A 22,354-nucleotide genomic window follows, 5' to 3' on the forward strand; every position below is an offset into this window, starting at 1 on the left:
CAAGCGAGGCACGCAACATGACTCAGGCGGAGGGGCGGGGTTACTTATTGACAGAACAGGTCAATCTCAATAGTCGCAATTTAGATCAATTAAGTTCCTTAGAGTTGGTTGAACTTTTTAATCGCGAGGATCAACAGGCGATCGCCGCGGTTGAGAAGGCAAAACATGACCTTGCTACGGCAATTGATCGTACGGCTAAAGCTTTACATCACGGAGGACATTTATTCTACGTTGGTGCAGGCACTAGCGGCAGATTAGGCGTATTAGATGCTGCGGAGTGTCCGCCGACATTTTGTACTTCACCAGATCTTGTGCAAGGAATTATTGCTGGTGGCGCTGGGGCTTTAGTCCGCAGTTCGGAAGATTTAGAAGACAAAGCAGAAGATGGATATAATGCGATCGCCCAACGTCACATTACACAACTCGATGTTGTTGTTGGTATCACAGCGGGTGGGACAACTCCTTATGTTCATGGTGCTTTGCAAGCTGCGCGCGAACGCGGTGCAACCACGATCTTTATCGCCTGTGTCCCCAAAGAACAAGTCAGGGCTGAAGTTGATGTTGATATTCGCCTTTTGGTAGGACCAGAAATTTTAGCAGGATCAACGCGCCTTAAAGCAGGAACCGCAACGAAGTTAGCGTTAAATATTCTCTCAACTGGGGTCATGGTACAACTAGGAAAAGTCTACGGCAATCGCATGGTTGATGTTGCTGTCACTAATAGCAAGTTACGCGATCGCGCAATTCGGATTTTGCACGATTTAACAGGACTCGACCGCGCTGCTGCGGCAACGTTACTTGAACGAAGTGGAAACTGGGTCAAGCTAGCACTTTTAATGCACTGGACAGGTGTCACCAGAGAAGAAGGAAATGAACTTCTAGGACAATACAGTAGCAATCTTCGCGCAGCTGTTTCTAGCTATAAATATAGGTAACTTATGCTACCGTGCAGCACGAACTAATAACAGTCCACCTGCTGTAAAACCGAAGAGATTGGGTAGCCAAGCTGATGTTACAGGAGTTAGAATTCCTGCTACTCCTAAGGCACTAGAGATAAACCCAAATAAATAATACGTAAAAATAATCACTACACTGACACCAAAGCTTGTTGCTTTTCCAGCGTGGCGTTGCGGTTTAGTTCCTAAAGCAGTGCCGACTAAGCCAAACACAACACAAACAAACGGAAACGCAATTTTTTGTTGAATGCGAACTCTTAGTTTACGAATTTTTTGTTCATCACCACTAAAACGAATAATTTCCAAGCGATCGCGGGCTTCTGCAATATTCATTTCATTGTAATCTCGTCCTCTGCTGGAGATATCTAAAGGCGCACGAGGTAGCTGCAACTGTTGATGTTCAAATCTCACAATATTGCGATAAGAACTATCTGGCGAAACAAGATAAATCGTACCATCAAAGAAGTCCCAAAGGTTTTGTTGCGGATTCCACGCCGCAGAATCTGCCATCACAATTTGATTTAAACCATCTTTAGATCGGTCAATAATTGTTAAACCTGTCATTGTTTGACCATCAAAGCGATCTGCATAAAACAACCGCGACAAAATCCTCATTCTGTCACCATTGGCTTGTTCAACTTCTTGATATTCAGGATAAATAATATTTTCTTCTTGAAACGTTGGTGTTTCGCTCTTGAGCGCTTGATTTAAAGTAAGGGTCGCTTGATAATTTGATGCAGGGACAATTTGCTCGTTAAATAAAAATGTAATTCCAGTAACAACTAAACTGAGAATAATTGCAGGTAAAGCGATACGATAGACACTAATTCCACAACCCCGTAAGGCAATAAGTTCGCTATCACTAGAAAAGCGACCGTATGTCATCAACACAGCCAATAGCGTAGACATAGGGAACGCCAACACCACAAACGAAGGAAACTGCAACAAAAACACCTGCAACGCAATTTCTAGTGGTAGTCCCGACTCTACGACTCGTCGTACTAAGTCAAATAATGTCCCGATCGCAACTCCCACTGATGAAAAAGCACCTACCCCAAATAAAAATGGTGGTAGCAGTTCCATCGCAATGTAGCGATCCATCACTGAAAACAGAGTCAGTGAGGGAATTTTAGTAGATTTGTGACTAGCGATTGTCATGACACTAGGGTAATGGAAAGTAGGGAAATAAGGGAAGAACTAGTGACTAGTTGCTAGTTATACTAGTTCGGAACATTCTTAATCGAAGAAGACAGAGATAGCGTGGGTTTTGGGGTACAAATAGATAGGTAGATTTTGAAGAATTGGTATTATTAGTTGTTAACCACTCTTGACACTAATCACTAGCCACTAGCCACTAACTACTAAACCTGAAATTTGTCGCCTAAATAGTATTGCCGTACTAAAGGATCGTTGTAGAGTTCTTCAGCATTACCCGCGGCGAGGATTTGTCCTTCACGCATAATATAGGCACGGTCTGTAATTGCCAGTGTCTCGCGTACATTGTGGTCTGTAATTAATATACCAATTTGGCGATCGCGCAACTTCTTTACCATAGCTTGAATTTCGGCAACAGCGATCGGGTCAACACCAGCAAAAGGTTCATCTAAGAATAAAAAATTTGGTCCATTGCGTCCAGCTGCTAATGCCCTTGCTAATTCGGTACGTCGGCGTTCGCCACCAGAAACTTGGATTCCTTTTGTGTTAGCAACTTTTTCTAGACGAAATTCCTGTAACAGTTCATTTAATCGCCATTGCCATTCACGTCGAGGGACATTTGTTTGTTGTAGAACGAGTAAGAGATTATCTTTAACACTGAGGTTACGGAAAATACTTGGTTCTTGGGCTAAATAACCAATTCCTAGTTGCGCGCGTTGATGCATTGGTAGTGCAGTGATATTCTTATCGTCTAACCACACTGTTCCTTCATTTGGTTTTTCTAAACCTGTCGCAATGTAAAATGTTGTTGTTTTTCCGGCACCATTAGGACCAAGTAACCCAACGACTTCGCCTTGCGCCACAGAAATATTGACACGGTTGACAATAACGCGCTTACCGTAAGATTTGTGGATATTTTCTAAGACAATCTTATTCACTACCACTCCACTAACACGCCCACAAGCAACAACCCACTGATTCAGTTTACGATCCTGGGCTGGGTGCTAAAGGTGGTACTGGGGGTGCACTCGGCGTTCCTGGTAGTTGATTAGGATTAGGATCGGAAACAATATAAATCGATTGCACTTGCTGGTTTGCTTTAGGTGTTGCGATAAATCGCCCTTCATCGATTAAATACGTAACATTTTCACCTCGAATGCTATTGCCCTGTTGCAAAATATACACATCACCACTCAAAATAATTCTGCGTTCTTGACTAAAATATTGTGCTTGCGCCGCAGTTGCTTGAATTTGCCGCGCTGGGTAATTCATTTGAACATTGCCGCGTGCTGTAAAAATTCCTGTTTGAGAGTTAGCTTCTTGAACATCAGAATTAATGATAAGTGAATTTTGGTCTGCGGTTTGACCTCTAGCACTTGGTAAGGGACTGTTTAAGGCGATCGCACTTAGTAAAGTAAATGGTAGCAATGCGATCGCTAAGCGATGACGTGTCAGAAACGAAGGCAAGTGGGGCATCATAAAATTTGGATGAGAATGAGCAAGAACCCTGGCAACGCAGAACTTTATTTCATCTGACGATTACCGTTACGCTTAAGTTTCGACTTCTCAAGCATAACCAATTCAAATTTTACTCACTTATTCTGATTGCGCTATTGTAATTATTGGTAGCAAGTCTGAATTTTCGTTAACTTCTTTCTGAACTATCCACTCATGAACTCTTTCTGGTCCTGCTTGCTGCAATTGTGTCAATAACTGACAACTGGAATCAATCAGTTCTTCGACATCAATACCGCCAAAAGTCGGTGAGTAGCGTTGCAGTTTATTTGTGCCTTCTCCCAGTAAAATAACTGCTCCCCGCCAGTTACTATTACCCAAGTGATAAAGTGCGACAGCAAGTTGTAAGATCCCTTGATAAAAAGTTTTCTCTGGATCTGATGCTTCCATCCACAAGGCTTCTAATGTATCGTGACAGGTGTAGAACTGTCGCGTATTAAATTGCTCTACACCTTGCCAAAATTCATGTGGTATTGATTCATTCATCCCATGCTAGAGCGTACTTCTTGAATCGTCTCTATAGGAATATCTTGCTGTTCGCCAGCAAACTCATTATCTGGAGTCAAAAACAGCATACAGTGACACTCTTTACGTTCGCGCATGGGAACACACGGACAATTCCAAAAAGCTGCACCTGCTTCTGCTTTTTTGTCTTCATAGTGACGGCAAGGACATAAAGGCGCACCTAAATCATCTTTATGTTTGGCAAGTCCTTCAATCACGACAGCTGTCACTGAAGGTTCAGCACAAAAGTAAGTTCCTGTGCGCTTGGCGTAAGTTTGAGCAAACTGCCACATCGCTTCCAAACTTTTATCTGTAGATAAGTTGCTGCTATCTGTGGGTTTCATAATCTTAAAAGTTCGTAATCAAGACGTTTCCTGCATTTTAACGTAGGTAGACACATCATTCTAAATTCTATATGAGTTAGCCTTAGCTTAATTATTTATAATTTACTGTTTAGTAAACATTGATGCTACTGCTGTTGAGCTAATAGCAACACTAGAGCAAATGAGTAGAAATCGTACATCAATTTTTCAGATAGCAAGCATAGATTATCTGTAATGTTCTCTGTTTTGTGACCTAGCCTAACGCCTGCGGCTAACGGCAACTCTTACGGGAAGGCTAGCCTAAGGCAAGTTGTTAGGCGTTTGCGGTTCAAACAGTATGTCCTACTTGCACACTCTTTTGTAGTTGAGGTTGCAAAGGCTGATTTTTATCAATTAAAAGACCCAAAAAACTATGATTAACTTGTGGCTTAACAGAATTATTTCCCCATAATAAGCAGTAGCTATCAGGAGAAATTGTATTGGTCGGCGGATTTTGACTTAACCAGATAAGACGACTTTGAGGAAAATTTGCTACTTGCAATTCATTATGATTCGTTGCAGCTAAAGCGTGTAAAACTGCTCTATTTCCCTGAACTAAGCCTGTTGCAGCTGTCCAAAGTTGTACGCTTAATTGTTGCTTTTGCGCATAAAAATGGAGTGATGCAGCAGCAATCACTGCTTGTTCAAAACTATCTTCTTCCCAAGTTGCAGTGCTATCTAAGCAAATCACAAGTTCGCGTCCTTCGGTCATCAATTCTAATTCCCTGACACGAAACTCTCCATAACGGGCACTACTACGCCAGTGAATCAATCGTAGAGGATCTCCTTTGCGATAAGGACGAAGCGATCGCGTTGATCCTTCAGTCGCTAACTGAACCCGCTGTCGATAATGTGAATTGGCATGATTTTCTTGTCCAAGACTATCAATAATCGGACACCTTGTTAGTGGTAGAACAGTAGGGTAAACAATTGCTGTAGCAGGTATTTCTTGGTGACGACGACACCAAAATAACCCTACAGGTGCAGCAGTTCTTAGTTGTACAGTATGCCAGCGGTAAACACCCCGCTGTTGTGTTGGCTGATGATACACCCATTGATAACTTGATTGTGGTGGAATAACTTCGATGGGTGCTTGTACTGGTTGACCTAAAACAAAAGGTAATAAATCTCGAATTTGCAGGAGATTTTTAGGACGTGTTGTGTGGTTAGCAATTTCAATTTCTACGGTTAATGCTTCACCTGCACTCACTGATTGAATGGTTGCACGACGAATTTGGATACCGCGAAGCGATCGCACAGGTAAAATGGCGGCAATTCCTAATAAGGCAAAACCTAAGCCACTTAAAACGTATAACCATCCTGCCATTGTATTAACAGCAGCACCAAAAAAACAGCTAGTGACTCCAATGAGTACCCAACCACTATAAGCTGGTGTTACCCAACGAGACTCTAGCCAGTCAGCAATTTGCTTGTTTAGGGTCATTGTTAAGGGAATAGCGCAGGCAAGATACCTGCGCCACTTAATGCTAGTTTGCTTTAAGAGTACCCTTTGCTTGTTGTTTTGCTATCAACGCTTTGCTAACTTTTTTGCCATTTTCCGCAGACGAATTGATTGCGGTGTAACTTCTACTAATTCGTCAGAGCTAATATACTCTAAAGCACGCTCTAAACTCATTTCCATCGGTGCTTGCAACTGAACTAATTCTTCACCGCCAGAAGCACGATGGTTCGTCAGTTGTTTTGTTTTGCAAACATTAAGTTCTAAATCTTGCTGGCGGTTGTGTTCGCCAACAATCATGCCTTTATAAACTTTAGTCCCTGGAGTAATAAAGAAAACACCGCGATCTTCAGCGTTTCTCATTGCATAGAAAGTTGCGGTTCCTTCCTCAAAGGCAATTAATACCCCATTACGACGTGCTTCAATTTCGCCGCTGAGTGGACGGTAATCGAGGAAGCTATGGTTCATAATGCCATCACCGCGAGTCAGACGCATGAATTCACCGCGAAAACCAACCAAACCGCGTGCTGGAATCACAAATTCTAATTGTGTGCGACCATTACCACCAACTTGCATATCTTGCATTTCGCCACGACGTTGTCCCAGGCGTTCAATACAGCCACCGACACCTTCTTCAGGAATATCTAGCACTAAATATTCGTAAGGTTCGCAAGGTTGTCCGTTGACTTCGCGGTAAATAACTTGTGGCTGGGAAACTTGAAACTCATAACCTTCGCGTCGCATTGTTTCAATGAGAATTCCCAAGTGTAATTCACCTCGACCAGACACTAAGAACTTATCGGGTGAATCTGTTTCTTCAATGCGGAGTGCTACGTTTGTTTCTAATTCGCGGAATAGGCGATCGCGTAATTGTCGCGAGGTGACAAAACTTCCTTCTTGTCCAGCAAACGGCGAATCATTCACCGAGAAAGTCATTTGCAGTGTTGGTTCATCGACTTTAATCAGTGGTAGCGCCTGCGGTTCGTTCGGACAGGTTATTGTTTCCCCAATGTTTGCATCTGCAAATCCGGCAACCGCAACAATGTTGCCTGCAGACGCTTCTTGCATTTCAATGCGCTTGAGTCCCTCAAAACCCATCAACTTGGTAACTTTAGCTTTAACAATGTTGCCTGTTTCGGTAATTAAAGCCGCTTGTTGACCCATGCGAATTGTACCGTTGTGGATTCTACCAATGACAATTCGTCCCAGGTATTCAGAATAATCTAAGGTTGTGACTTGCAATTGTAAGGGTTTATCAGGATCGCCTACTGGGGGTGGGACATGGTGGAGAACCGCTTCAAATAGGGGTTGCATATCTACCCCTTCAGCATCAAGATCCTCTTTGGCGTAGCCTTCTAAACCAGATGCGAATAAATAAGGAAAGTCGCACTGATCGTCGTCTGCACCCAATTCAATAAACAGATCCAAGACTTTATCAACTGCGCCATGCGGATCAGCTTGGGGACGGTCAATTTTGTTGACAACAACAATCGGACGTAAGCCTTTTTCTAGTGCTTTTTTCAAGACAAAGCGTGTTTGAGGCATTGGTCCTTCGTTTGCATCCACAATCAGGATACATCCATCAACCATTCCCAAGACGCGTTCGACTTCCCCACCGAAGTCTGCGTGTCCAGGAGTATCAACAATATTAATCAGCGTGTCTTTGTAGCTAACCGCTGTATTTTTTGCCAAGATTGTAATGCCCCGCTCTCTTTCTAAAGCGTTGGAGTCCATGACGCAGTCTGGAACGTCTTCCCCTTCGCGAAAAATACCAGATTGTCTGAGCAAAGCGTCAACCAGGGTAGTTTTGCCGTGGTCAACGTGGGCAATAATGGCGACGTTACGAATAGGGAGCGTCATAGGAGCGTTCCAAAGATTGTAGAGGGGGATTGATTGCAGCTTAGTAACAGATCGTGGCGGCGATCGCCAATTCTGTAAAGAAGCCTTAATAATTGTAGCGCAATTGATACGGTTGTTTCTTCCGCAGTGTTAGACATCTTTATCTAAGAGCTTTTCAACAACTCAATAAATTCTTCAACTGTTAAACCAGCATCACTGAGAATACTTTTAAAAGTCTTTAATTTAAGAATTGTATTGCCGTGATAGGGCACAGTCACTCTTCTGCCTTCAGCATTTTTGTAAATTTTGTGACTTCCACTTTGTCGAGATAGGGTAAATCCTAATTTTTTCTAAAACTTTGATAACTTCTGTAGCTGAAACTTTAGGAAGGCGAGACCTCAAACCTGCACCTCTAGAGTTGTCATCATGTGGGATTTGAGAACCTCTTCACCATTTGCTACTCTGTCTTCGATGTGTAGAAGGATGGCATCTTGAATATTTTGCAGAGCTTCCTCATAGGAATCCCCTTGAGTATAGCAGCCCTGTAGTGTTGGACATGATGCAAAATAGCCTTCCTCGTCCTTTTCAATTACGACAGGAAACAGAAAACGGTTCATACAACAACATAGTTGAGGTTTATGTGTGTCTATATTGTACTAGTTATGCAATCCTACTGGTTTCACTGACTGCTAGGGCATCGATAGCGGACAATTTATTGTGAACTCGAAACAAAAACACTCCTACTGATGATTTGCGCCTATGCTGCATAACTCTTAGTTAGTTCACCTCAGTATCCAACCAACGCCTTGATGTGTGCGCTCTACTGCTCTTATCGTATGCCATATTCATGCGGTTTCTCATGCTTTGCCTGGACGGGGAAAAATGACTAAGAACTATATAGAACTTAGAAGGAAGAAGTACTTTAAGCTCAGTTCGCAAATCGCTCAGTTAGATAATGCACAATTGCGTTCTTTATTTGATAATAGTGAGTCAAATACGTCAAATTCGGGTTGGGGGCTAAACCACGCCATAGTGGTTGGACAATCCAAGGTTTTTGTGAAACGCCTTCCGGTTACGAGCATCGAATATGATAACCTGTTCTCCACTAGAAACCTTTATGACCTGCCGACTTACTGTAATTATGGCTTCGGTTCCACTGGATTTGGGGTTTTCCGCGAACTCGTGGCTCATATCAAGACAACCCAATGGGTATTAGAAGGTGCGATCGCCACTTTTCCACTGATGTACCATTATTGGATTATTCCGTTTTCTGGACAGCGGACGGATGTGGATTGGTCGCGTCTAAACAGTTATGTGGAATATTGGGGCAATAGTGAGAACGCTGGAAAGTATGTGTTAGATAGAGCGATCGCCAAATATGAGTTGGTTCTTTTCCTAGAGTACATACCGCATGTTCTTGGAACATGGCTGCGGGAAAACCCCGACAAACTTCAGCAACCCCTAGATGACTTATGCACGACGATTGACTTTTTGAGAACGAAGGGAATCATCCACTTTGACGCGCATTTTTACAATGTCCTCACTGATGGTGAACAGATTTATTTGACTGATTTTGGTTTAGTACTGGACAAAAGTTTTGCGTTGACGAAAAATGAAGAGTCTTTCTTTGAGCAAAACACATTCTACGACTACGGAGAAGTCTTACGAAACCTTGGGCACCTGATTCAACCGTTTTATGATGCCTGTTCAGATAATAAACGCCGAATCTTGGAAAAATATGGGATCAATGAAGGCTTACAGCCTTATGAACAGCGATCGCGATTACTCGACAACATCGAACAGATCCATGCTGACAGAGATTTGGAGTTAGATGAATTCTATGTTGCTAGCATTGTCAAATACCGCAACATCATTGCGCTGATGCAAGACTTCTTTGCTGATATGTGGAAAAATCACAAGAAAGACACGAAACTTCCTCACGCAAAACTACAGCTGCTGCTCAAAGAAACAGAGTTTATTCCTAGCGCTGGATACCACGGTAAATAGTTGCATATCATTTGCTATTCTCTCAAGCTTAAAATTCTTGTAAATCATACTTAGCACTAAGATAAGCATTACGTAGAGTTTGCAACGCTTCCAAGGAGAATACTTGCTTGATCTTGCCAATGAGTTCTCCCAAGGCGACGAGATCGTCGAAAGCAACAACTTTCATGAACTTTTGCACGTAAAAATCTACCCAAAACTGAGGCGCGTGTTTCTGTTTTTGAACCGCGCAGCGCTTGCGCCAACGGCATATATCTGCTTGGGTGGGAGGTTCTACGCCCAACACTGGTGGTAAATCTGCATAGCTAACAAACCGGCTAATTCCTTTCCCAACAACGTGAATCACGTGTCGCCAGCAATCAACGCGATAAATCTCTTCGGGTTTGCGGTTGAGAAGTAATGCAATTGCTTCCTTGGTGACAAATCGTGCAAGCGGATGAAAAGTCTTAGATTCAGTTGATTTTGCTTGTTGTCTTGCTATCATAAAAGTGCCTTCTGATTTTTGTTCGAGGGTGTTTCCCACGCTGTGGGATTTTTTAGAAATGGCGATCGCTTCTGGTCGGCAAACTGAAAGCGATCGCTTTCAATAGACTTCTAATTGAACAGCGAAAACTCACTACTTGTCAAGCATGGGTTTGGTTAGGTTAAGAATTCAGGAATTTGCTGACAAACAAGGTTGGAACATAAAAGAGGTTTCAGATCGTTCTGGAGTGCCTTATGGCACAGTCAAAACTTATATGCGCTTGCCTGAGAGAGCAACTGTTGATCTGACGGCACTTTGTAAGCTGGCAAGGACGTTTGATGTAATGATGGAAGATTTATTTGAGGTAGTGGAAGATTAAAAGCTTGCCTCTTTAGTAATAAATTAAGCTACTGAGTTCGCTTAGTGTCTTGCTAGCATAAAAAGCGCCTTTCAGTTTTTGGAATAGATTTTGAAATTGCGATCGCTTAAAGAGTGATACTGTTTTGACCAATTGCAAGCATGGGTTTGGTTAGGTTACGAATTAGAGAGTTTGCAGCAAAACGAAATTGGACACTGAAAGAAGTTTCTGATCGTTCCGGCGTTCCGTACAGTACTGTTAAGACTTATGCTGTATCTTCAGGGATGGCAATAGCTGACGTTATTGCTTTGTACAAATTAGCGAAGACTTTTGATGTTCTGATTGAGGATTTAGTAGAAATAGTCAAAGAGTAAATATAAGGGAATTTCAAAAAATAAACTATATCACGATTATTCTATAAAAATGCTATCTTTTGTTTTTTGAAATAATTTATTCTCTGGAGGTTTTTAATTAATTACCGATAAATGCCGATGATGATTACTTATGCCAGAGGTAGATTGATGATTAGCAAAATCTTCAAGCTCAAAATCGGTAAAAATTCTGTCTGCAAGCAATTAAACATCCCGTGTTCAAAATAAGTGAAATTTATACTCAAAAAAATATTGAAGTACGCTAAATAAAAGTAAATTTTTGTACTAAAATTCCTAGAACAACTTGAGTAATTTGCTATTAATTCCAGATAATTGCCTGCCAAGGTTGAATAAAGCTGGTGTACTAGCTCAAGATGAATTACAATGGCTGCTCAAAGGTTTGATACGTTGTCGAGGAGATTTGAGTATGAAACACAAGCTATGGTTTAATTTGGTGGCAATTCCAACTGTAGTTGGATCGATGTTAACTATGTTACTAACACCAGGTGTATCTGCCACGAAAACTCAAGTTTCCTGCGATGTACCAACTGACTTTCAGATATCTGCTATCAACCCCCACCACAACCGTGGTATTTTAATTGCATCCACTGATGTGACATCTGAGGAGCACCCTTTTTTAGATTTTAGTGCAGCAGAAAGTGATGCTGCCGTCAGCTTATTTGGCTGTGACTGTCCTGCTTGTTTAAATGTATTGCGTCAGTTACGCAATTCACCTGAAGTGAAAAGAGGTCAAGGTCATTGCTGGGATAATATGGAACTAAGAGTATCTCGGCAGACAGTACGGGAAGTGTTGACTAACTTAGAAAAAGAAGAAGCTTTAGAATTTGAACAAGAAGAGGCGATGGAGTTTGGAAGGATGAGAAGTTTCAACTAAAAAAATAGGTTTCATTGTTGGGGTAGCAGGGAGTAGATCCTGCTCCCATTCCTCTCCCTTACAAGGAGAGAGACCTAAAAAGCCTATTATTTCATATCACATTATGGATTTTTTGCCCCAACCCTACCAGGGTTGGGGTTAAGTTCTGTTAAAACTTATATGCGCTTGTCAGAAAGAGCAACTGTCGATCTTACCGCGTGTAAACTGGCAAAAACGTTTGATGTGATGATAGAAGATTTATTTGAGATAGTCAAAGAATAAATCTGCGATCGCCTCTCTAGGGATGCCATAGTCTTAGGCAAAAATCTTAAAAATTACTTGCTAGCTGAACTCTGCTTGTCTTGTTGTTCGTGTTGTATCGAAGGGAACACTATACACAGGTAGTTCAATATTGGAGATAAACAGCGATGCAGCAAGTAAACTCAGGCGTTGCTTACCTTCTATGGTGTTTGTGCTTTTTTGGAATTTGTGGAGGTCAAAGATTTTACACTGGTCACGTGACAAGTGGTCTAGTTTATCTTTTCACATTTGGTTTTCTTGGTGTTGGTCAACTGATAGACCTAGCTTTCATTCCTAATATGGTGAATCGGCGTAATATTTATCTACGAGGACTACACGCTCAACAATCGCTGGAGTTAAATATTGGCAATATTCCTCGTCAGCAAAAGTTTCAAGCAAGCGCCTCACCTTCAACAGCACATAGTCCGATGCAAAAGTTACTGCTAGCAGCCAAAAAAAACGGCGGACAACTATCGATCGCACAAGCAGCTATGTACACTGGGCTAGACCCAAAAGAAGCAAAAAAACTACTGCAAGAAGCTGAAAAAGTAGGATGTGCTGAAATTTGCAACGATCCTGTAACAGGTGCAATTCGTTATCGGTTTGATGTATGAGTCTGGGATGAGAAGGCAGTCAATGCTTTGTAAGGATGCGATCGCATTTGCTCGATTATCTTCTAGTTCAACAGCTTTTATCTCAGCGCTAGAACAGGCTAAAATACCGAAGTTTCTACTTTTAAATCGCCCATAAAAGGAGCATCGCATGAGTTATCGCATGGATCGTCGTGCTTACGCTGAGACATTTGGTCCAACAGTAGGCGATCGCGTGCGACTTGCAGATACAGAATTGATTATTGAAGTTGAACAAGACTTGACAACCTACGGCGATGAAGTCAAATTTGGCGGTGGTAAAGTGATTCGCGATGGTATGGGACAATCGCCAATATCCAACGCTGATGGTGCTGTTGATGTTGTGATTACAAATGCTTTAATTCTTGATTGGTGGGGAATCGTTAAAGCTGATATTGGCATTAAAGACGGCAAAATTTTCAAAATTGGCAAAGCGGGAAATCCTTACATTCAAGACAATGTAGATATTATTATTGGTCCTGGAACTGAAGCGATCGCCTCAGAAGGAATGATCCTCACGGCTGGAGGTATTGACGCGCACATTCACTTTATTTGTCCGCAACAGATTGAGACAGCGATCGCCTCTGGAGTCACGACAATGATTGGTGGCGGTACAGGTCCAGCAACGGGAACAAACGCAACAACTTGTACGCCTGGACCTTGGAATATTTACCGAATGCTGCAAGCTGCGGATGCCTTTCCAGTTAATTTAGGTTTTTTAGGTAAAGGTAACAGTAGCCAACCACAAGGACTCGTCGAACAAGTTCAAGCAGGGGCAATGGGTTTAAAACTCCATGAAGATTGGGGAACAACACCTGCTGCAATTGATACCTGTTTGAGTGTTGCAGATGAATTTGATGTGCAAGTTGCTATTCACACCGATACACTCAACGAAGCAGGATTTGTTGAAGATACGATCGCTGCTTTCAAAAATCGCGTCATTCACACTTATCATACAGAAGGTGCAGGTGGCGGTCATGCACCAGATATTATCAAAGTCTGCGGAGAAGCTAACGTTTTACCTTCTTCTACCAATCCTACACGTCCTTATACACTAAATACTCTAGACGAACACTTAGATATGCTGATGGTATGCCATCACCTCGATCCAGGTATTGCGGAAGATGTTGCCTTTGCTGAGTCGCGGATTCGGAGAGAAACAATTGCAGCCGAAGACATTTTGCACGATCTGGGTGCTTTTAGCATGATTTCTTCTGATTCTCAAGCAATGGGGCGAGTAGGCGAAGTGATTATTCGTACTTGGCAAACTGCGCACAAAATGAAAGTACAGCGCGGTGCACTAGCAGAAGATACCGCAGCAAACGACAACTTTCGCGCCAAGCGCTATGTTGCTAAATATACGATTAATCCGGCGATCGCACACGGTATTTCTGAATATGTCGGTTCTGTTGAAGAGGGGAAACTTGCTGATTTGTGTTTGTGGCGTCCGGCGTTTTTTGGTGTCAAGCCAGAAATTGTCATTAAAGGCGGGGCGATCGCTTATGCGCAAATGGGAGATGCTAACGCGAGTATCCCTACGCCACAACCTGTACATATGCGCCCGATGTTTGCTAGTTTTGGTGGAGCGATCGCAACAACTTCACTGACTTTTGTTTCACAAGCTGCAAAAGATTTAGGAATTTCCCAACAGCTAAACTTACAAAAAAGTGTAGTTCCTGTCTCTGGTACTCGTCACCTCAGTAAAAGAGAAATGAAATTAAATGATCTTCTGCCTCAAATAGAGGTAGATTCAGAGACATATGAAGTGAAAGCAGACGGAAAATTACTGACTTGTGAGCCTGCAACAATCTTACCTCTAGCACAACGCTATTTTCTCTTTTGAAATTAATGACTACCAGAATACATCAAATCAAGAAAGTAAGATAATAGTAACTAGTAGCTAGTAAGTAAACTTTATTATCCAATTGCTCTTGTGAGTTCAACTTGTGCTGTATTGTCCAAGTTCAGTTTTGTTTTCTCACAGTTTTTGACCAAAATAATAGTTAATTGGAGTTTTCTGGCAAGCAAGCGAAATAATACGTAGAGAAGCTCTAATAACAAGTTGGTATAAAAATAATCCTTCGCAAGTAGGAGGTCAAATGAGCAGTTAGGAGGAAAAATAATACAGATACAAGCAGTTCATAAAATTTAACTCAAAGTTATACAATATTTTTATTCCATGTGTGCTCAACCCTCTCGCCCTGACAATATTCTCGTTGTGGATGACTCGCCAGACAATGTTTTCCTGATCCAAACAATTCTGGAAGAAGAAGGTTACAAAATAGCAACTGCCGAAAATGGTTCTACAGCTTTAAGACTAGTTGATCAATCTCCGCCACATCTGGTACTGCTTGATGTGATGATGCCAGGAATGGACGGCTTTGAGGTAACTCAGCGCATTCGTCAAAATAACCAGTTGCCATTTATCCCGATTTTACTCATAACAGCATACGATCAGCCAAGCGTAGCACAGGGCTTGGATATGGGCGCAGATGATTTTATTCGCAAACCTGTAGAGGTTGATGAATTGTTGGCACGCGTGCGATCGCTATTACGGTTAAAACATAGCGTGGATGAACGCGATCAAATAGCTCGTCAAAGAGAAGATTTTGTATCTCGCCTAACACACGATTTGCGTACTCCTCTTGTCGCGGCAGATAGAATGCTCATGCTGTTTCAACAAGGGGCTTTAGGTGAACTTTCACCAACAATGAAAGAAGCAGTTACTACAATGGCGCGTAGTAATCAGAACTTGTTACAAATGGTGAATACTTTATTAGAAGTATACCGCTTTGAGGCAGATCGTAAAGTTTTAAATTTCATGCCTGTCAATTTGCAAGAGGTGCTAGCAGAAGTTGTCAAGGAACTAGAACCGCTGGCACAAGAAAAAAAACTTCCCTTACAGTTTGAATCAATGAATTTACAAGTTAATCCGAAAATCATCGGCGATCGCTTGGAAATTCACCGTTTATTTATAAACTTAGTGGGAAATGCAATTAAGTTTACTGATAATGGTTCTGTAACTGTACGCATGAAACTTTCTCAAGGCGCAGATTCAGATTCATACATCACAATTGAAGTCATAGATACTGGTTCTGGTATTCCTCAAGCAGAACAAGCTACTTTATTTGAAAGATTTCGCCAAGGAAGTCACAAACGCTCTGGTAGTGGTTTAGGACTATACCTTTCACGTAGAATTGTAGAAGCTCATCAGGGTACAATTGACGTTAAATCAACACCTGGGCAAGGTAGTATATTTGCTGTTCATCTCCCTATTGCGCAGTAACTTCTAGCAATATGGAGATAGTTAAATAACTGCGAGAGTATTCATACTATTCAAAGGCTGGTCATTAAAGCAGCGGTCGTGTAAATAAGCTGATATCATTTTCATCAGCTATTAAGTTGATGAACGCTAAAGGTTCTTGCTCAACTTTCTTCGACGTGCTAACTTCGCAAACGCGATCGCTATTGACCACACCTCATGAGTAAAACTGATCTAGCCTTTACCTCAGCCCTCGATCAAGCGCAGTTAATCCACAGCGGTGAAGTATCGCCAGTTGAATTAGTCGAACTTTACCTCGAACGCATTCAGCAATTGGATGGTCAAATTGGTAGTTATTTTACCGTGATGGCAGAAAGTGCGATCGCAGATGCTAAAGCCAAAACTGAGTTATTGAGTAAAAGCAAAGAATTACCACCATTTTTTGGCGTACCAATTGCGATTAAAGACCTAAATTCTGTTGCAGGTGTTCCGTGTACTTATGGCGTTCCAGTCTTAAAAAATGAAATTGCAGCATACGATGACGGAGTTGTCACGCGCATTCGTCATGCAGGATTCATCATTTTAGGTAAAACAGCGACATCTGAACTTGGTTCTTTTCCCTACACTGAACCAACCGGTTTTCCCCCAACGCGCAATCCTTGGAGTTTAGATCGTACTGCTGGTGGTTCGAGTGGTGGATCGGCATCAGCTGTTGCTGCTGGGTTGTGTGCGATCGCTCAAGGTTCTGATGCTGGCGGTTCCATTCGCGGTCCAGCATTTTGTTGTGGTTTAGTTGGAATTAAGCCATCACGCGGTAGAGTTTCGTGGGCACCTGTGGGCGATCGCTTAAGTGGTCTATCATCTAATGGTCCAATTGCCCGCACAGTTGCAGATGCTGCAGCGTTGCTTGATGTCATGTCTGGTTATGTCACTGGAGATCCTTATTGGCTACCCGAACCACAACCGAGTTTTCTAGCAGCAACTACACAACAATTAGGACGCTTACGTATTGCATTTACAACAAGTATCCCACCAATTGGTGAAGCCGACGCAGCGTGTCAACAAGCAGTCTGCGATACTGCTAATCGACTACAAGTGATGGGACATATTGTTGAACCAGGTTGTCCTGATTTTAATGGCTTAATTGAACCATTTACACGCATTTGGCAATCAGCAGTAGGTGCAAGTGGGATTCCTCAAGAAGTTCTGCAACCACTCAACCAGTGGTTACTCGCCCAAAGTGGAACTGCGGGAGATTATTTGCGGGCTGTGTCTCAAATGCAAGCGATCGCGCGTCGAATTGTGGCGTTCTTTGACAATGTGGATGTGCTCATAACACCAACATACATGCATTCTTCAATTACTATTGGTGCATGGGCTAATTTGAACCCAGAAACAACATTGCAACAAATGATTAACTGGATTGCACCATGTCCGCCATTTAATGCTAGCGGTCAACCAGCGATCGCACTTCCTACAGGTTTTGATGACAACGGATTACCAATTGGGATTCAACTTGTTGGTCGTCCTGCTACAGAATCGACTTTAATCGCATTAGCTGCACAGCTAGAAGCCGCGCAGTCTTGGAGTCAATATCGTCCAGCGATCGCCGTTTGAAGAAATAGCCGCTGACTGAAGTCAGGGCTACCAAGCAAAGTTTCAAGAGTTTTGAATTTTAAGTTTTGAATTAAATTTTCTTAAACTCAACACTTCACGACTCATAACTCTAAATTGGTGGGCTTTGTTTGTCTAGCAGCGAATTCATTCCGCACTATTCAACCAAATTTAATATAATCTGCTGATACTCATAGAAACTCTGCTTTGGTGTTCTGCGTTGAGACTCAAAATCGACATACACAATACCAAAACGCTTATCGTACCCAAAAAGCCATTCAAAGTTATCGCAAAAACTCCACAACATATATCCGCGTAAATCTACACCATCTTGCTTCGCTTGCAATGCAGTATCAATATGACGTTTAATATAGTCTGCTCGTAGAGGATCTTTAACTAAATCTTTATCTAACTGTTCGTCAAGCTCACCAAAGCCTGCACCATTTTCAGTAATATAAATTACAGGATTATCATACTCATTTTTAATCCACATCAGCAGCTTGTACAAATACTCTGGTCGCACTGGACCATTAAACATTTTTATCTCATCAGGGTTAGTAGAGAACCACTCTGCGTTATAAGGTGCGGAATCATCAGCTTTCACATAAGCTGGTGCATAGAAATTAACGCCAATAAAATCCGGTTTATTTGCAGCGATCAGCTGCATATCCTCTGCTGATACTTGAAAAGTAGGATTGTATTTCTGGTGCAACTTGACAACGTCATCTGGATATTTACCTTTATACATTGCATCCAAAAACCAACGATTATGTAAGCCATCAAATATCATAGCCGCTTGGACATCTTCTGCTTTATTTGTATCTAAAGGAATAGTAGGTGTAAAGCTTAAAGTAATGCCAATTGTACCACCTAACTTTAATTGGTGGTAATTTTGGATTGCTGTTGCACTTGCAAGTAATAAATGATGTACTGCTTCAGCTTGTTTACCATAAGTTTCATTACTAATTGCATAAGGATTTGCTTTGTTCTCAATGGCATTGTGTGCTAAGGGTTCAATAAAGAAAAGGTTAATAAAAGGCTCATTAAAGGTGATAAACTTCTTAACTCTATCCCCGTAATTTGTGAAAAGAATATTGGCATACTCTGCATACCACTGCACCGAATCAGAGTTAGCCCAGCCACCTTTTTCTTGTAATTTGTACGGTAGATCCCAATGAAAATTAGTGATGACAGGTTCAATTTCATTTGATAAAAGATCGTCAGCTAACTGATTGTAATAAGCTACACCCTGCGAGTTTACCTGACCTGTTCCATTAGGGATAATGCGTGACCATGAGATCGAGAAACGATAAGCGTTAACACCAAGCTGTCTCATCAAAGCAATATCTTGCAAATACTGCGTCCGGTCATAAAAATTGATGGCAACATTACCTGTATCCTGTTTACCAATAAAAGCCTTAGTAACTTGATAGTCATTGGTATAAACATCCCAATTTGAACAACCTTTATTATCAGCTTGATAACCTCCTTCAACCTGATAAGCAGCACTCGCAACACCCCAAAGAAATTTGTCTTGTGTAAACATCACTAGTTTCCCGCAAATAACTGCGGCTATGACACCATCTAAACAATCTTCGGCTAATATTTTTCTTATGACATCCGTCCAACGCATCTACCGTGACACTTAATACATAGGTATCACAGTTAATTGTGTTAATGTCAGCATTAAGCTTTTATCTTAAGGAATCATGCTGGCAGCAATTTTGTACGACCTTGATGGAACCATCGTCAACACCGATCCTCTCCATTACAAAGTTTGGCGCGAAATGTTGCAAGAATATGGAATCGAGATTGATGAAGAGTTCTACAAAAATCATATGAGTGGGCGACTTAATCCCCAAATCGTGCGCGATTTTATGCCAGAGTGGACAGATGAAGCGATTTATCAGTTTAGCGATCGCAAAGAAGCTTGTTTTCGTGAAGTTGCGGGTAGTCTCACACCGCTTTCTGGACTTACTAACGCGATCGCCTGGGGAACTGAACGCAAACTTAAACAAGCAGTGGTTACTAATGCACCGCGTGCTAATGCAGAATATATGCTAGAGGTTTTAAAACTATCAACCGCATTTGATCGAGTTGCGATCTCAGCCGAGGTTGGTATCCCTAAACCTGATCCTGCTCCTTATGAGTATATTCTTAAAGAGTTTGGCATTACTCCAGGCGAAGCTTTAGCGTTTGAAGATTCACCTTCCGGAATGCGATCGGCGGTTGCAGCAGGTATTAAAACTATCGGTATTGCTACGACTCAAGAACCCAGCCAACTGTATGAACTAGGCGCAGTCTTAGTTATCTCTGACTATACCGACTCAAGATTGTGGGAATTATTGGGAGTTCCTAGGAGTTAAACTCAAGTTATTCGCTGTTAGCTTTTAGTGCTAATTCTTTATAGAAGAATAGAAGACTTGTTCTTTGCCATTAGCCATTCTTCCGGCATATTGATTAAATTCACGAATCATCTAGAAGTACTATATGCAGGCAAGTATAGAGCAGATTTCGCAAGTAAGTGTGTTGGCAGGTTTAGAAACTCTAGACAAGTTTAAATTACAACCTTACACGCAAATTCGCCAATATTGTCAGGGAGAAATTGTCTTTCATGAAGGCGATCGCTTACTAGCCAAATTGTATGCTCTCATTGATGGTGAACTGCGAGTCACTAAAATCGCAACTACAGGCAAAGAAACCATTCTACGGACACTTACTCTAGGAGAAATATTTGCTGCGCCAGCACTATTGGGTGATGGAATTGCACCTGCAACGGTTACAGCAGAAACTAATTGTCAAATTCTCACTGTAGAACGCGATGCTTTACTCACAACGATTCAGCAGAATCCTGATATTGCTTTAAAGATGCTGATGGTGTTTAATTCGCGCTTGCAGCAACTGCATGAAACTGTTCATGGCTTAGTTTCAGAACGTGCGATCGTGCGCCTAGCAAGATTGATTCATTATTCTGCGGTTGAATATGGCACACAGACTACTAAAGATGGCGAGTTTTTGCGGGTTAAGTTACCTTACTATCGCATTGCACGGAGTATTGGGATTACTTACGAAGAATGTCTAAGATTAATTAAAAGTCTTAGTTGCCTTGTTTATCATCGAGGCGGTAGGATCGCTGTTTTGGATATGGAAAAGTTGGAAGCGATCGCGCGGGGAGAGTTAGCAGTTATAGAATAAACAACAGGTTGCTTCTGCAACAAAAATTAATCAAAATTGAATTACATATCTGAATGACGATCGAGACTGTGGTTCACATGATAGACGCTGTGCTTTTGCCTGTATGAGACCATAAGTTCTACGGCTTCTCTGACACTCTTTTCCAGCGCTGACAACCTTTGCTCAACGTTATCTAGCCTTTCATGGCAAGACATTATTCCTAAATAAGACCTGAGGGCACTAATCACGATTTCTGATTTAGACTGCCCTGTTTCTTTCATCCTAGTAAGAATCGCCTGTTCTAACTCAGGAGGAATCCTAACACCAAGGAAGGGATTTGCCATGTCAGTCTTCTGAGTATAAGCTTTGACCTTTGATAATAACAGTTCGCCACTAAGTCACCAACGTTGTAACAATGAATTATAAAACCTTGAAGTACTTACTTACCTTTGTGTAACATTGTGATAACTCAAATGCTGAACAGCAATCTAGCTTACTCAAGCACACTTCTGTATGAACATAGTCTCTCATCTGAGAAACATTTCTTTAAGACAGCTTAGCTTTTTTAGCTTCACCGTTTCGTGAAAAGATTTGTTATCATTTGTTATCAGAACCGTAATAACTCATCTCAAAACGCTTCAGGTTCAACGCGGGGCAATCTTAATGGTGAGTTATTTACCCATGAAAAAAAAGATTGCTAGCGAGTTGCTGAACACAAGCAAGGAGTACTCGATAGTGGCGAGCGATAAGAAAAAAATTTTGGTGGTAGACGATGAAGCTATGATCCGTCGCATTCTCACCACAAGGCTTTCTATGGTGGGGTACAACGTTGTAGCAGCTGCGGATGGTAAAGAGGCTTTAGAGGTCTTCGCAACTGAAGATCCCGATCTCGTCGTCTTAGATGTGATGCTACCAAAGCTTGATGGATATGGTGTTTGTCAAGAAATTCGCGAAAGTTCTGACATTCCTATTATTATGTTAACTGCCTTGGGTGATGTTGCAGACCGGATCACGGGGCTGAAGCTAGGTGCAGATGACTACCTTGTGAAGCCTTTTTCTCCGAAAGAATTGGAAGTAAGAATTGAAGCAATTTTACGACGAATTGATCGTCCTAGCTTTTCAGGAGCAGGAGTAGTCTGTGCAGGTAGATTGCAAATTGATTTCAACAAGCGACAAGTCACGCTGAACGAAGAACGAATTCGGTTAACTAATTTAGAATTTAACTTACTGAAACTATTAGTAACACGTGCTGGAGAAGTCATATCTCGCTCTGAAATCTTGCAACAGATTTGGGGGTATAGCCCGCGTCAGCAAGCTGATGTCCGAGTCGTTGATGTTCACATCTCGCGGCTACGAGTCAAGCTGAAAGAAGACCCTAAAAACCCAGAGTTTATTCACACTGATCGAGGTACAGGTTATTTTTTTCAGAAAGTGACTGAACTACCACAAGTCTTAGGTGCATAGAATGCAATTAATGTCAAGATAAAGTGGCGATCGCTTTGACACAAAAAAGTC

24 protein-coding genes are annotated in these 22,354 nt (G+C 41.8%); 12 read left to right on the top strand and 12 right to left on the bottom strand.

Annotated features, from left to right (window positions below):
- Positions 1-17 precede the first annotated feature (17 nt).
- Entirely contained in the window at positions 18-935 is a 918-nt protein-coding gene (gene murQ, locus IQ230_RS02040; RefSeq protein WP_193930321.1) for an N-acetylmuramic acid 6-phosphate etherase, read from the top strand.
- 6 nt (positions 936-941) lie between these two features.
- On the opposite strand, the gene IQ230_RS02045 is transcribed toward murQ, so the two are convergent.
- The 10 genes from IQ230_RS02045 to IQ230_RS02085 form a co-directional block, all read right to left on the bottom strand.
- Positions 942-2,114, bottom strand: a complete 1,173-nt coding sequence (locus IQ230_RS02045; RefSeq protein ID WP_228054498.1) for an LptF/LptG family permease — start codon at positions 2,112-2,114, stop codon at positions 942-944.
- A gap of 203 nt (positions 2,115-2,317) precedes the next feature.
- Positions 2,318-3,049 (bottom strand): LPS export ABC transporter ATP-binding protein, encoded by a 732-nt coding sequence (gene lptB / locus IQ230_RS02050; protein ID WP_193930323.1) that lies wholly within the window; start codon positions 3,047-3,049, stop codon positions 2,318-2,320.
- Between the two features lie 46 nt (positions 3,050-3,095).
- Positions 3,096-3,590 carry an LptA/OstA family protein gene (locus IQ230_RS02055; RefSeq protein ID WP_193930325.1) on the bottom strand — a complete coding sequence of 165 codons (495 nt, stop codon included), beginning with the start codon at positions 3,588-3,590 and terminating at the stop codon, positions 3,096-3,098.
- Between the two features lie 117 nt (positions 3,591-3,707).
- Positions 3,708-4,112: a DUF309 domain-containing protein gene (locus IQ230_RS02060; protein ID WP_193930326.1), complete on the bottom strand. Its 405-nt coding sequence runs from the start codon at positions 4,110-4,112 to the stop codon at positions 3,708-3,710.
- The gene (locus IQ230_RS02065) at positions 4,109-4,474 is read right to left on the bottom strand and encodes a ferredoxin thioredoxin reductase catalytic beta subunit (RefSeq protein ID WP_099703821.1); all 366 of its coding nucleotides are present in this window, start codon (positions 4,472-4,474) and stop codon (positions 4,109-4,111) included. Before IQ230_RS02065 ends, IQ230_RS02060 begins: the two co-directional genes overlap by 4 nt.
- Positions 4,475-4,781: 307 nt before the next feature.
- A complete protein-coding gene (locus IQ230_RS02070) occupies positions 4,782-5,936 on the bottom strand; it encodes a DUF58 domain-containing protein (RefSeq protein ID WP_193930328.1) in 1,155 nt (384 codons plus the stop codon).
- An 84-nt stretch (positions 5,937-6,020) separates the two neighbouring features.
- Entirely contained in the window at positions 6,021-7,811 is a 1,791-nt protein-coding gene (gene typA, locus IQ230_RS02075) for a translational GTPase TypA (RefSeq protein WP_193930330.1), read from the bottom strand.
- Positions 7,808-7,948 (bottom strand): hypothetical protein, encoded by a 141-nt coding sequence (locus IQ230_RS26350; protein ID WP_228054499.1) that lies wholly within the window; start codon positions 7,946-7,948, stop codon positions 7,808-7,810. Before IQ230_RS26350 ends, typA begins: the two co-directional genes overlap by 4 nt.
- A gap of 6 nt (positions 7,949-7,954) precedes the next feature.
- On the bottom strand, positions 7,955-8,095 hold the full coding sequence (locus IQ230_RS02080; protein ID WP_322742261.1) for a type II toxin-antitoxin system HicA family toxin: 141 nt from the start codon (positions 8,093-8,095) through the stop codon (positions 7,955-7,957).
- Positions 8,096-8,188: 93 nt separating this feature from the next.
- Entirely contained in the window at positions 8,189-8,407 is a 219-nt protein-coding gene (locus IQ230_RS02085) for a type II toxin-antitoxin system HicB family antitoxin (RefSeq protein WP_193930332.1), read from the bottom strand.
- 265 nt (positions 8,408-8,672) lie between these two features.
- On the opposite strand from IQ230_RS02085, the gene IQ230_RS02090 reads away from it, so the two are divergent.
- On the top strand, positions 8,673-9,797 hold the full coding sequence (locus IQ230_RS02090) for a BUD32 family EKC/KEOPS complex subunit (protein WP_193930333.1): 1,125 nt from the start codon (positions 8,673-8,675) through the stop codon (positions 9,795-9,797).
- 28 nt (positions 9,798-9,825) lie between these two features.
- Here the strand turns inward: IQ230_RS02090 and IQ230_RS02095 are convergent, their stop codons facing one another.
- Positions 9,826-10,278, bottom strand: a complete 453-nt coding sequence (locus IQ230_RS02095; protein WP_193930334.1) for a hypothetical protein — start codon at positions 10,276-10,278, stop codon at positions 9,826-9,828.
- A gap of 145 nt (positions 10,279-10,423) precedes the next feature.
- Between IQ230_RS02095 and IQ230_RS02100 the strand changes: the two genes are divergently transcribed.
- The 7 genes from IQ230_RS02100 (at position 10,424) to IQ230_RS02130 (ending at position 17,668) form a co-directional block, all read left to right on the top strand.
- Positions 10,424-10,636 carry a helix-turn-helix domain-containing protein gene (locus tag IQ230_RS02100; protein ID WP_099703830.1) on the top strand — a complete coding sequence of 71 codons (213 nt, stop codon included), beginning with the start codon at positions 10,424-10,426 and terminating at the stop codon, positions 10,634-10,636.
- A 140-nt stretch (positions 10,637-10,776) separates the two neighbouring features.
- Complete coding sequence (locus IQ230_RS02105) at positions 10,777-10,989, top strand: helix-turn-helix domain-containing protein (protein ID WP_193930335.1); 213 nt, start codon at positions 10,777-10,779, stop codon at positions 10,987-10,989.
- Between the two features lie 424 nt (positions 10,990-11,413).
- On the top strand, positions 11,414-11,881 hold the full coding sequence (locus IQ230_RS02110) for a hypothetical protein (RefSeq protein ID WP_193930336.1): 468 nt from the start codon (positions 11,414-11,416) through the stop codon (positions 11,879-11,881).
- Between the two features lie 407 nt (positions 11,882-12,288).
- Complete coding sequence (locus tag IQ230_RS02115) at positions 12,289-12,774, top strand: TM2 domain-containing protein (protein ID WP_193930337.1); 486 nt, start codon at positions 12,289-12,291, stop codon at positions 12,772-12,774.
- A 148-nt stretch (positions 12,775-12,922) separates the two neighbouring features.
- Positions 12,923-14,632: an urease subunit alpha gene (gene ureC, locus IQ230_RS02120; protein WP_228054500.1), complete on the top strand. Its 1,710-nt coding sequence runs from the start codon at positions 12,923-12,925 to the stop codon at positions 14,630-14,632.
- Between the two features lie 336 nt (positions 14,633-14,968).
- Entirely contained in the window at positions 14,969-16,075 is a 1,107-nt protein-coding gene (locus IQ230_RS02125) for a hybrid sensor histidine kinase/response regulator (protein ID WP_193930338.1), read from the top strand.
- A gap of 195 nt (positions 16,076-16,270) precedes the next feature.
- Positions 16,271-17,668 (top strand): amidase, encoded by a 1,398-nt coding sequence (locus IQ230_RS02130; RefSeq protein ID WP_193930340.1) that lies wholly within the window; start codon positions 16,271-16,273, stop codon positions 17,666-17,668.
- A 154-nt stretch (positions 17,669-17,822) separates the two neighbouring features.
- Here IQ230_RS02130 and IQ230_RS02135 read toward each other — a convergent pair whose 3' ends face one another.
- Positions 17,823-19,298, bottom strand: a complete 1,476-nt coding sequence (locus tag IQ230_RS02135) for a glycoside hydrolase family 1 protein (protein WP_228054501.1) — start codon at positions 19,296-19,298, stop codon at positions 17,823-17,825.
- A 76-nt stretch (positions 19,299-19,374) separates the two neighbouring features.
- Between IQ230_RS02135 and IQ230_RS02140 the strand changes: the two genes are divergently transcribed.
- The 3 genes from IQ230_RS02140 to rpaB all read left to right on the top strand — a co-directional run bounded on the left by IQ230_RS02140 (position 19,375) and on the right by rpaB (position 22,303).
- Positions 19,375-20,031: an HAD family hydrolase gene (locus IQ230_RS02140; RefSeq protein ID WP_193930342.1), complete on the top strand. Its 657-nt coding sequence runs from the start codon at positions 19,375-19,377 to the stop codon at positions 20,029-20,031.
- 124 nt (positions 20,032-20,155) lie between these two features.
- Entirely contained in the window at positions 20,156-20,860 is a 705-nt protein-coding gene (locus IQ230_RS02145; protein WP_193930344.1) for a Crp/Fnr family transcriptional regulator, read from the top strand.
- A 714-nt stretch (positions 20,861-21,574) separates the two neighbouring features.
- Entirely contained in the window at positions 21,575-22,303 is a 729-nt protein-coding gene (gene rpaB / locus IQ230_RS02150) for a response regulator transcription factor RpaB (RefSeq protein WP_193930346.1), read from the top strand.
- Positions 22,304-22,354: the final 51 nt, after the last annotated feature.

Source organism: Gloeocapsopsis crepidinum LEGE 06123 (genome assembly GCF_015207655.1).
GTDB classification, from domain to species: domain Bacteria; phylum Cyanobacteriota; class Cyanobacteriia; order Cyanobacteriales; family Chroococcidiopsidaceae; genus Gloeocapsopsis; species Gloeocapsopsis crepidinum.

What these genes read in the sequence shown, in the direction of transcription:
- murQ (WP_193930321.1), top strand. Translation starts at nt 18, where the DNA reads ATGACTCAGGCGGAGGGGCGGGGTTACTTATTGACAGAACAGGTCAAT.
- IQ230_RS02045 (WP_228054498.1), bottom strand. Translation starts at nt 2,114, where the DNA reads ATGACAATCGCTAGTCACAAATCTACTAAAATTCCCTCACTGACTCTG.
- IQ230_RS02055 (WP_193930325.1), bottom strand. Translation starts at nt 3,590, where the DNA reads ATGATGCCCCACTTGCCTTCGTTTCTGACACGTCATCGCTTAGCGATC.
- IQ230_RS02060 (WP_193930326.1), bottom strand. Translation starts at nt 4,112, where the DNA reads ATGAATGAATCAATACCACATGAATTTTGGCAAGGTGTAGAGCAATTT.
- IQ230_RS02065 (WP_099703821.1), bottom strand. Translation starts at nt 4,474, where the DNA reads ATGAAACCCACAGATAGCAGCAACTTATCTACAGATAAAAGTTTGGAA.
- IQ230_RS02070 (WP_193930328.1), bottom strand. Translation starts at nt 5,936, where the DNA reads ATGACCCTAAACAAGCAAATTGCTGACTGGCTAGAGTCTCGTTGGGTA.
- typA (WP_193930330.1), bottom strand. Translation starts at nt 7,811, where the DNA reads ATGACGCTCCCTATTCGTAACGTCGCCATTATTGCCCACGTTGACCAC.
- IQ230_RS26350 (WP_228054499.1), bottom strand. Translation starts at nt 7,948, where the DNA reads ATGTCTAACACTGCGGAAGAAACAACCGTATCAATTGCGCTACAATTA.
- IQ230_RS02085 (WP_193930332.1), bottom strand. Translation starts at nt 8,407, where the DNA reads ATGAACCGTTTTCTGTTTCCTGTCGTAATTGAAAAGGACGAGGAAGGC.
- IQ230_RS02090 (WP_193930333.1), top strand. Translation starts at nt 8,673, where the DNA reads ATGACTAAGAACTATATAGAACTTAGAAGGAAGAAGTACTTTAAGCTC.
- IQ230_RS02095 (WP_193930334.1), bottom strand. Translation starts at nt 10,278, where the DNA reads ATGATAGCAAGACAACAAGCAAAATCAACTGAATCTAAGACTTTTCAT.
- IQ230_RS02100 (WP_099703830.1), top strand. Translation starts at nt 10,424, where the DNA reads ATGGGTTTGGTTAGGTTAAGAATTCAGGAATTTGCTGACAAACAAGGT.
- IQ230_RS02105 (WP_193930335.1), top strand. Translation starts at nt 10,777, where the DNA reads ATGGGTTTGGTTAGGTTACGAATTAGAGAGTTTGCAGCAAAACGAAAT.
- IQ230_RS02110 (WP_193930336.1), top strand. Translation starts at nt 11,414, where the DNA reads ATGAAACACAAGCTATGGTTTAATTTGGTGGCAATTCCAACTGTAGTT.
- IQ230_RS02115 (WP_193930337.1), top strand. Translation starts at nt 12,289, where the DNA reads ATGCAGCAAGTAAACTCAGGCGTTGCTTACCTTCTATGGTGTTTGTGC.
- ureC (WP_228054500.1), top strand. Translation starts at nt 12,923, where the DNA reads ATGAGTTATCGCATGGATCGTCGTGCTTACGCTGAGACATTTGGTCCA.
- IQ230_RS02125 (WP_193930338.1), top strand. Translation starts at nt 14,969, where the DNA reads ATGTGTGCTCAACCCTCTCGCCCTGACAATATTCTCGTTGTGGATGAC.
- IQ230_RS02130 (WP_193930340.1), top strand. Translation starts at nt 16,271, where the DNA reads ATGAGTAAAACTGATCTAGCCTTTACCTCAGCCCTCGATCAAGCGCAG.
- IQ230_RS02135 (WP_228054501.1), bottom strand. Translation starts at nt 19,298, where the DNA reads ATGCGTTGGACGGATGTCATAAGAAAAATATTAGCCGAAGATTGTTTA.
- IQ230_RS02140 (WP_193930342.1), top strand. Translation starts at nt 19,375, where the DNA reads ATGCTGGCAGCAATTTTGTACGACCTTGATGGAACCATCGTCAACACC.
- IQ230_RS02145 (WP_193930344.1), top strand. Translation starts at nt 20,156, where the DNA reads ATGCAGGCAAGTATAGAGCAGATTTCGCAAGTAAGTGTGTTGGCAGGT.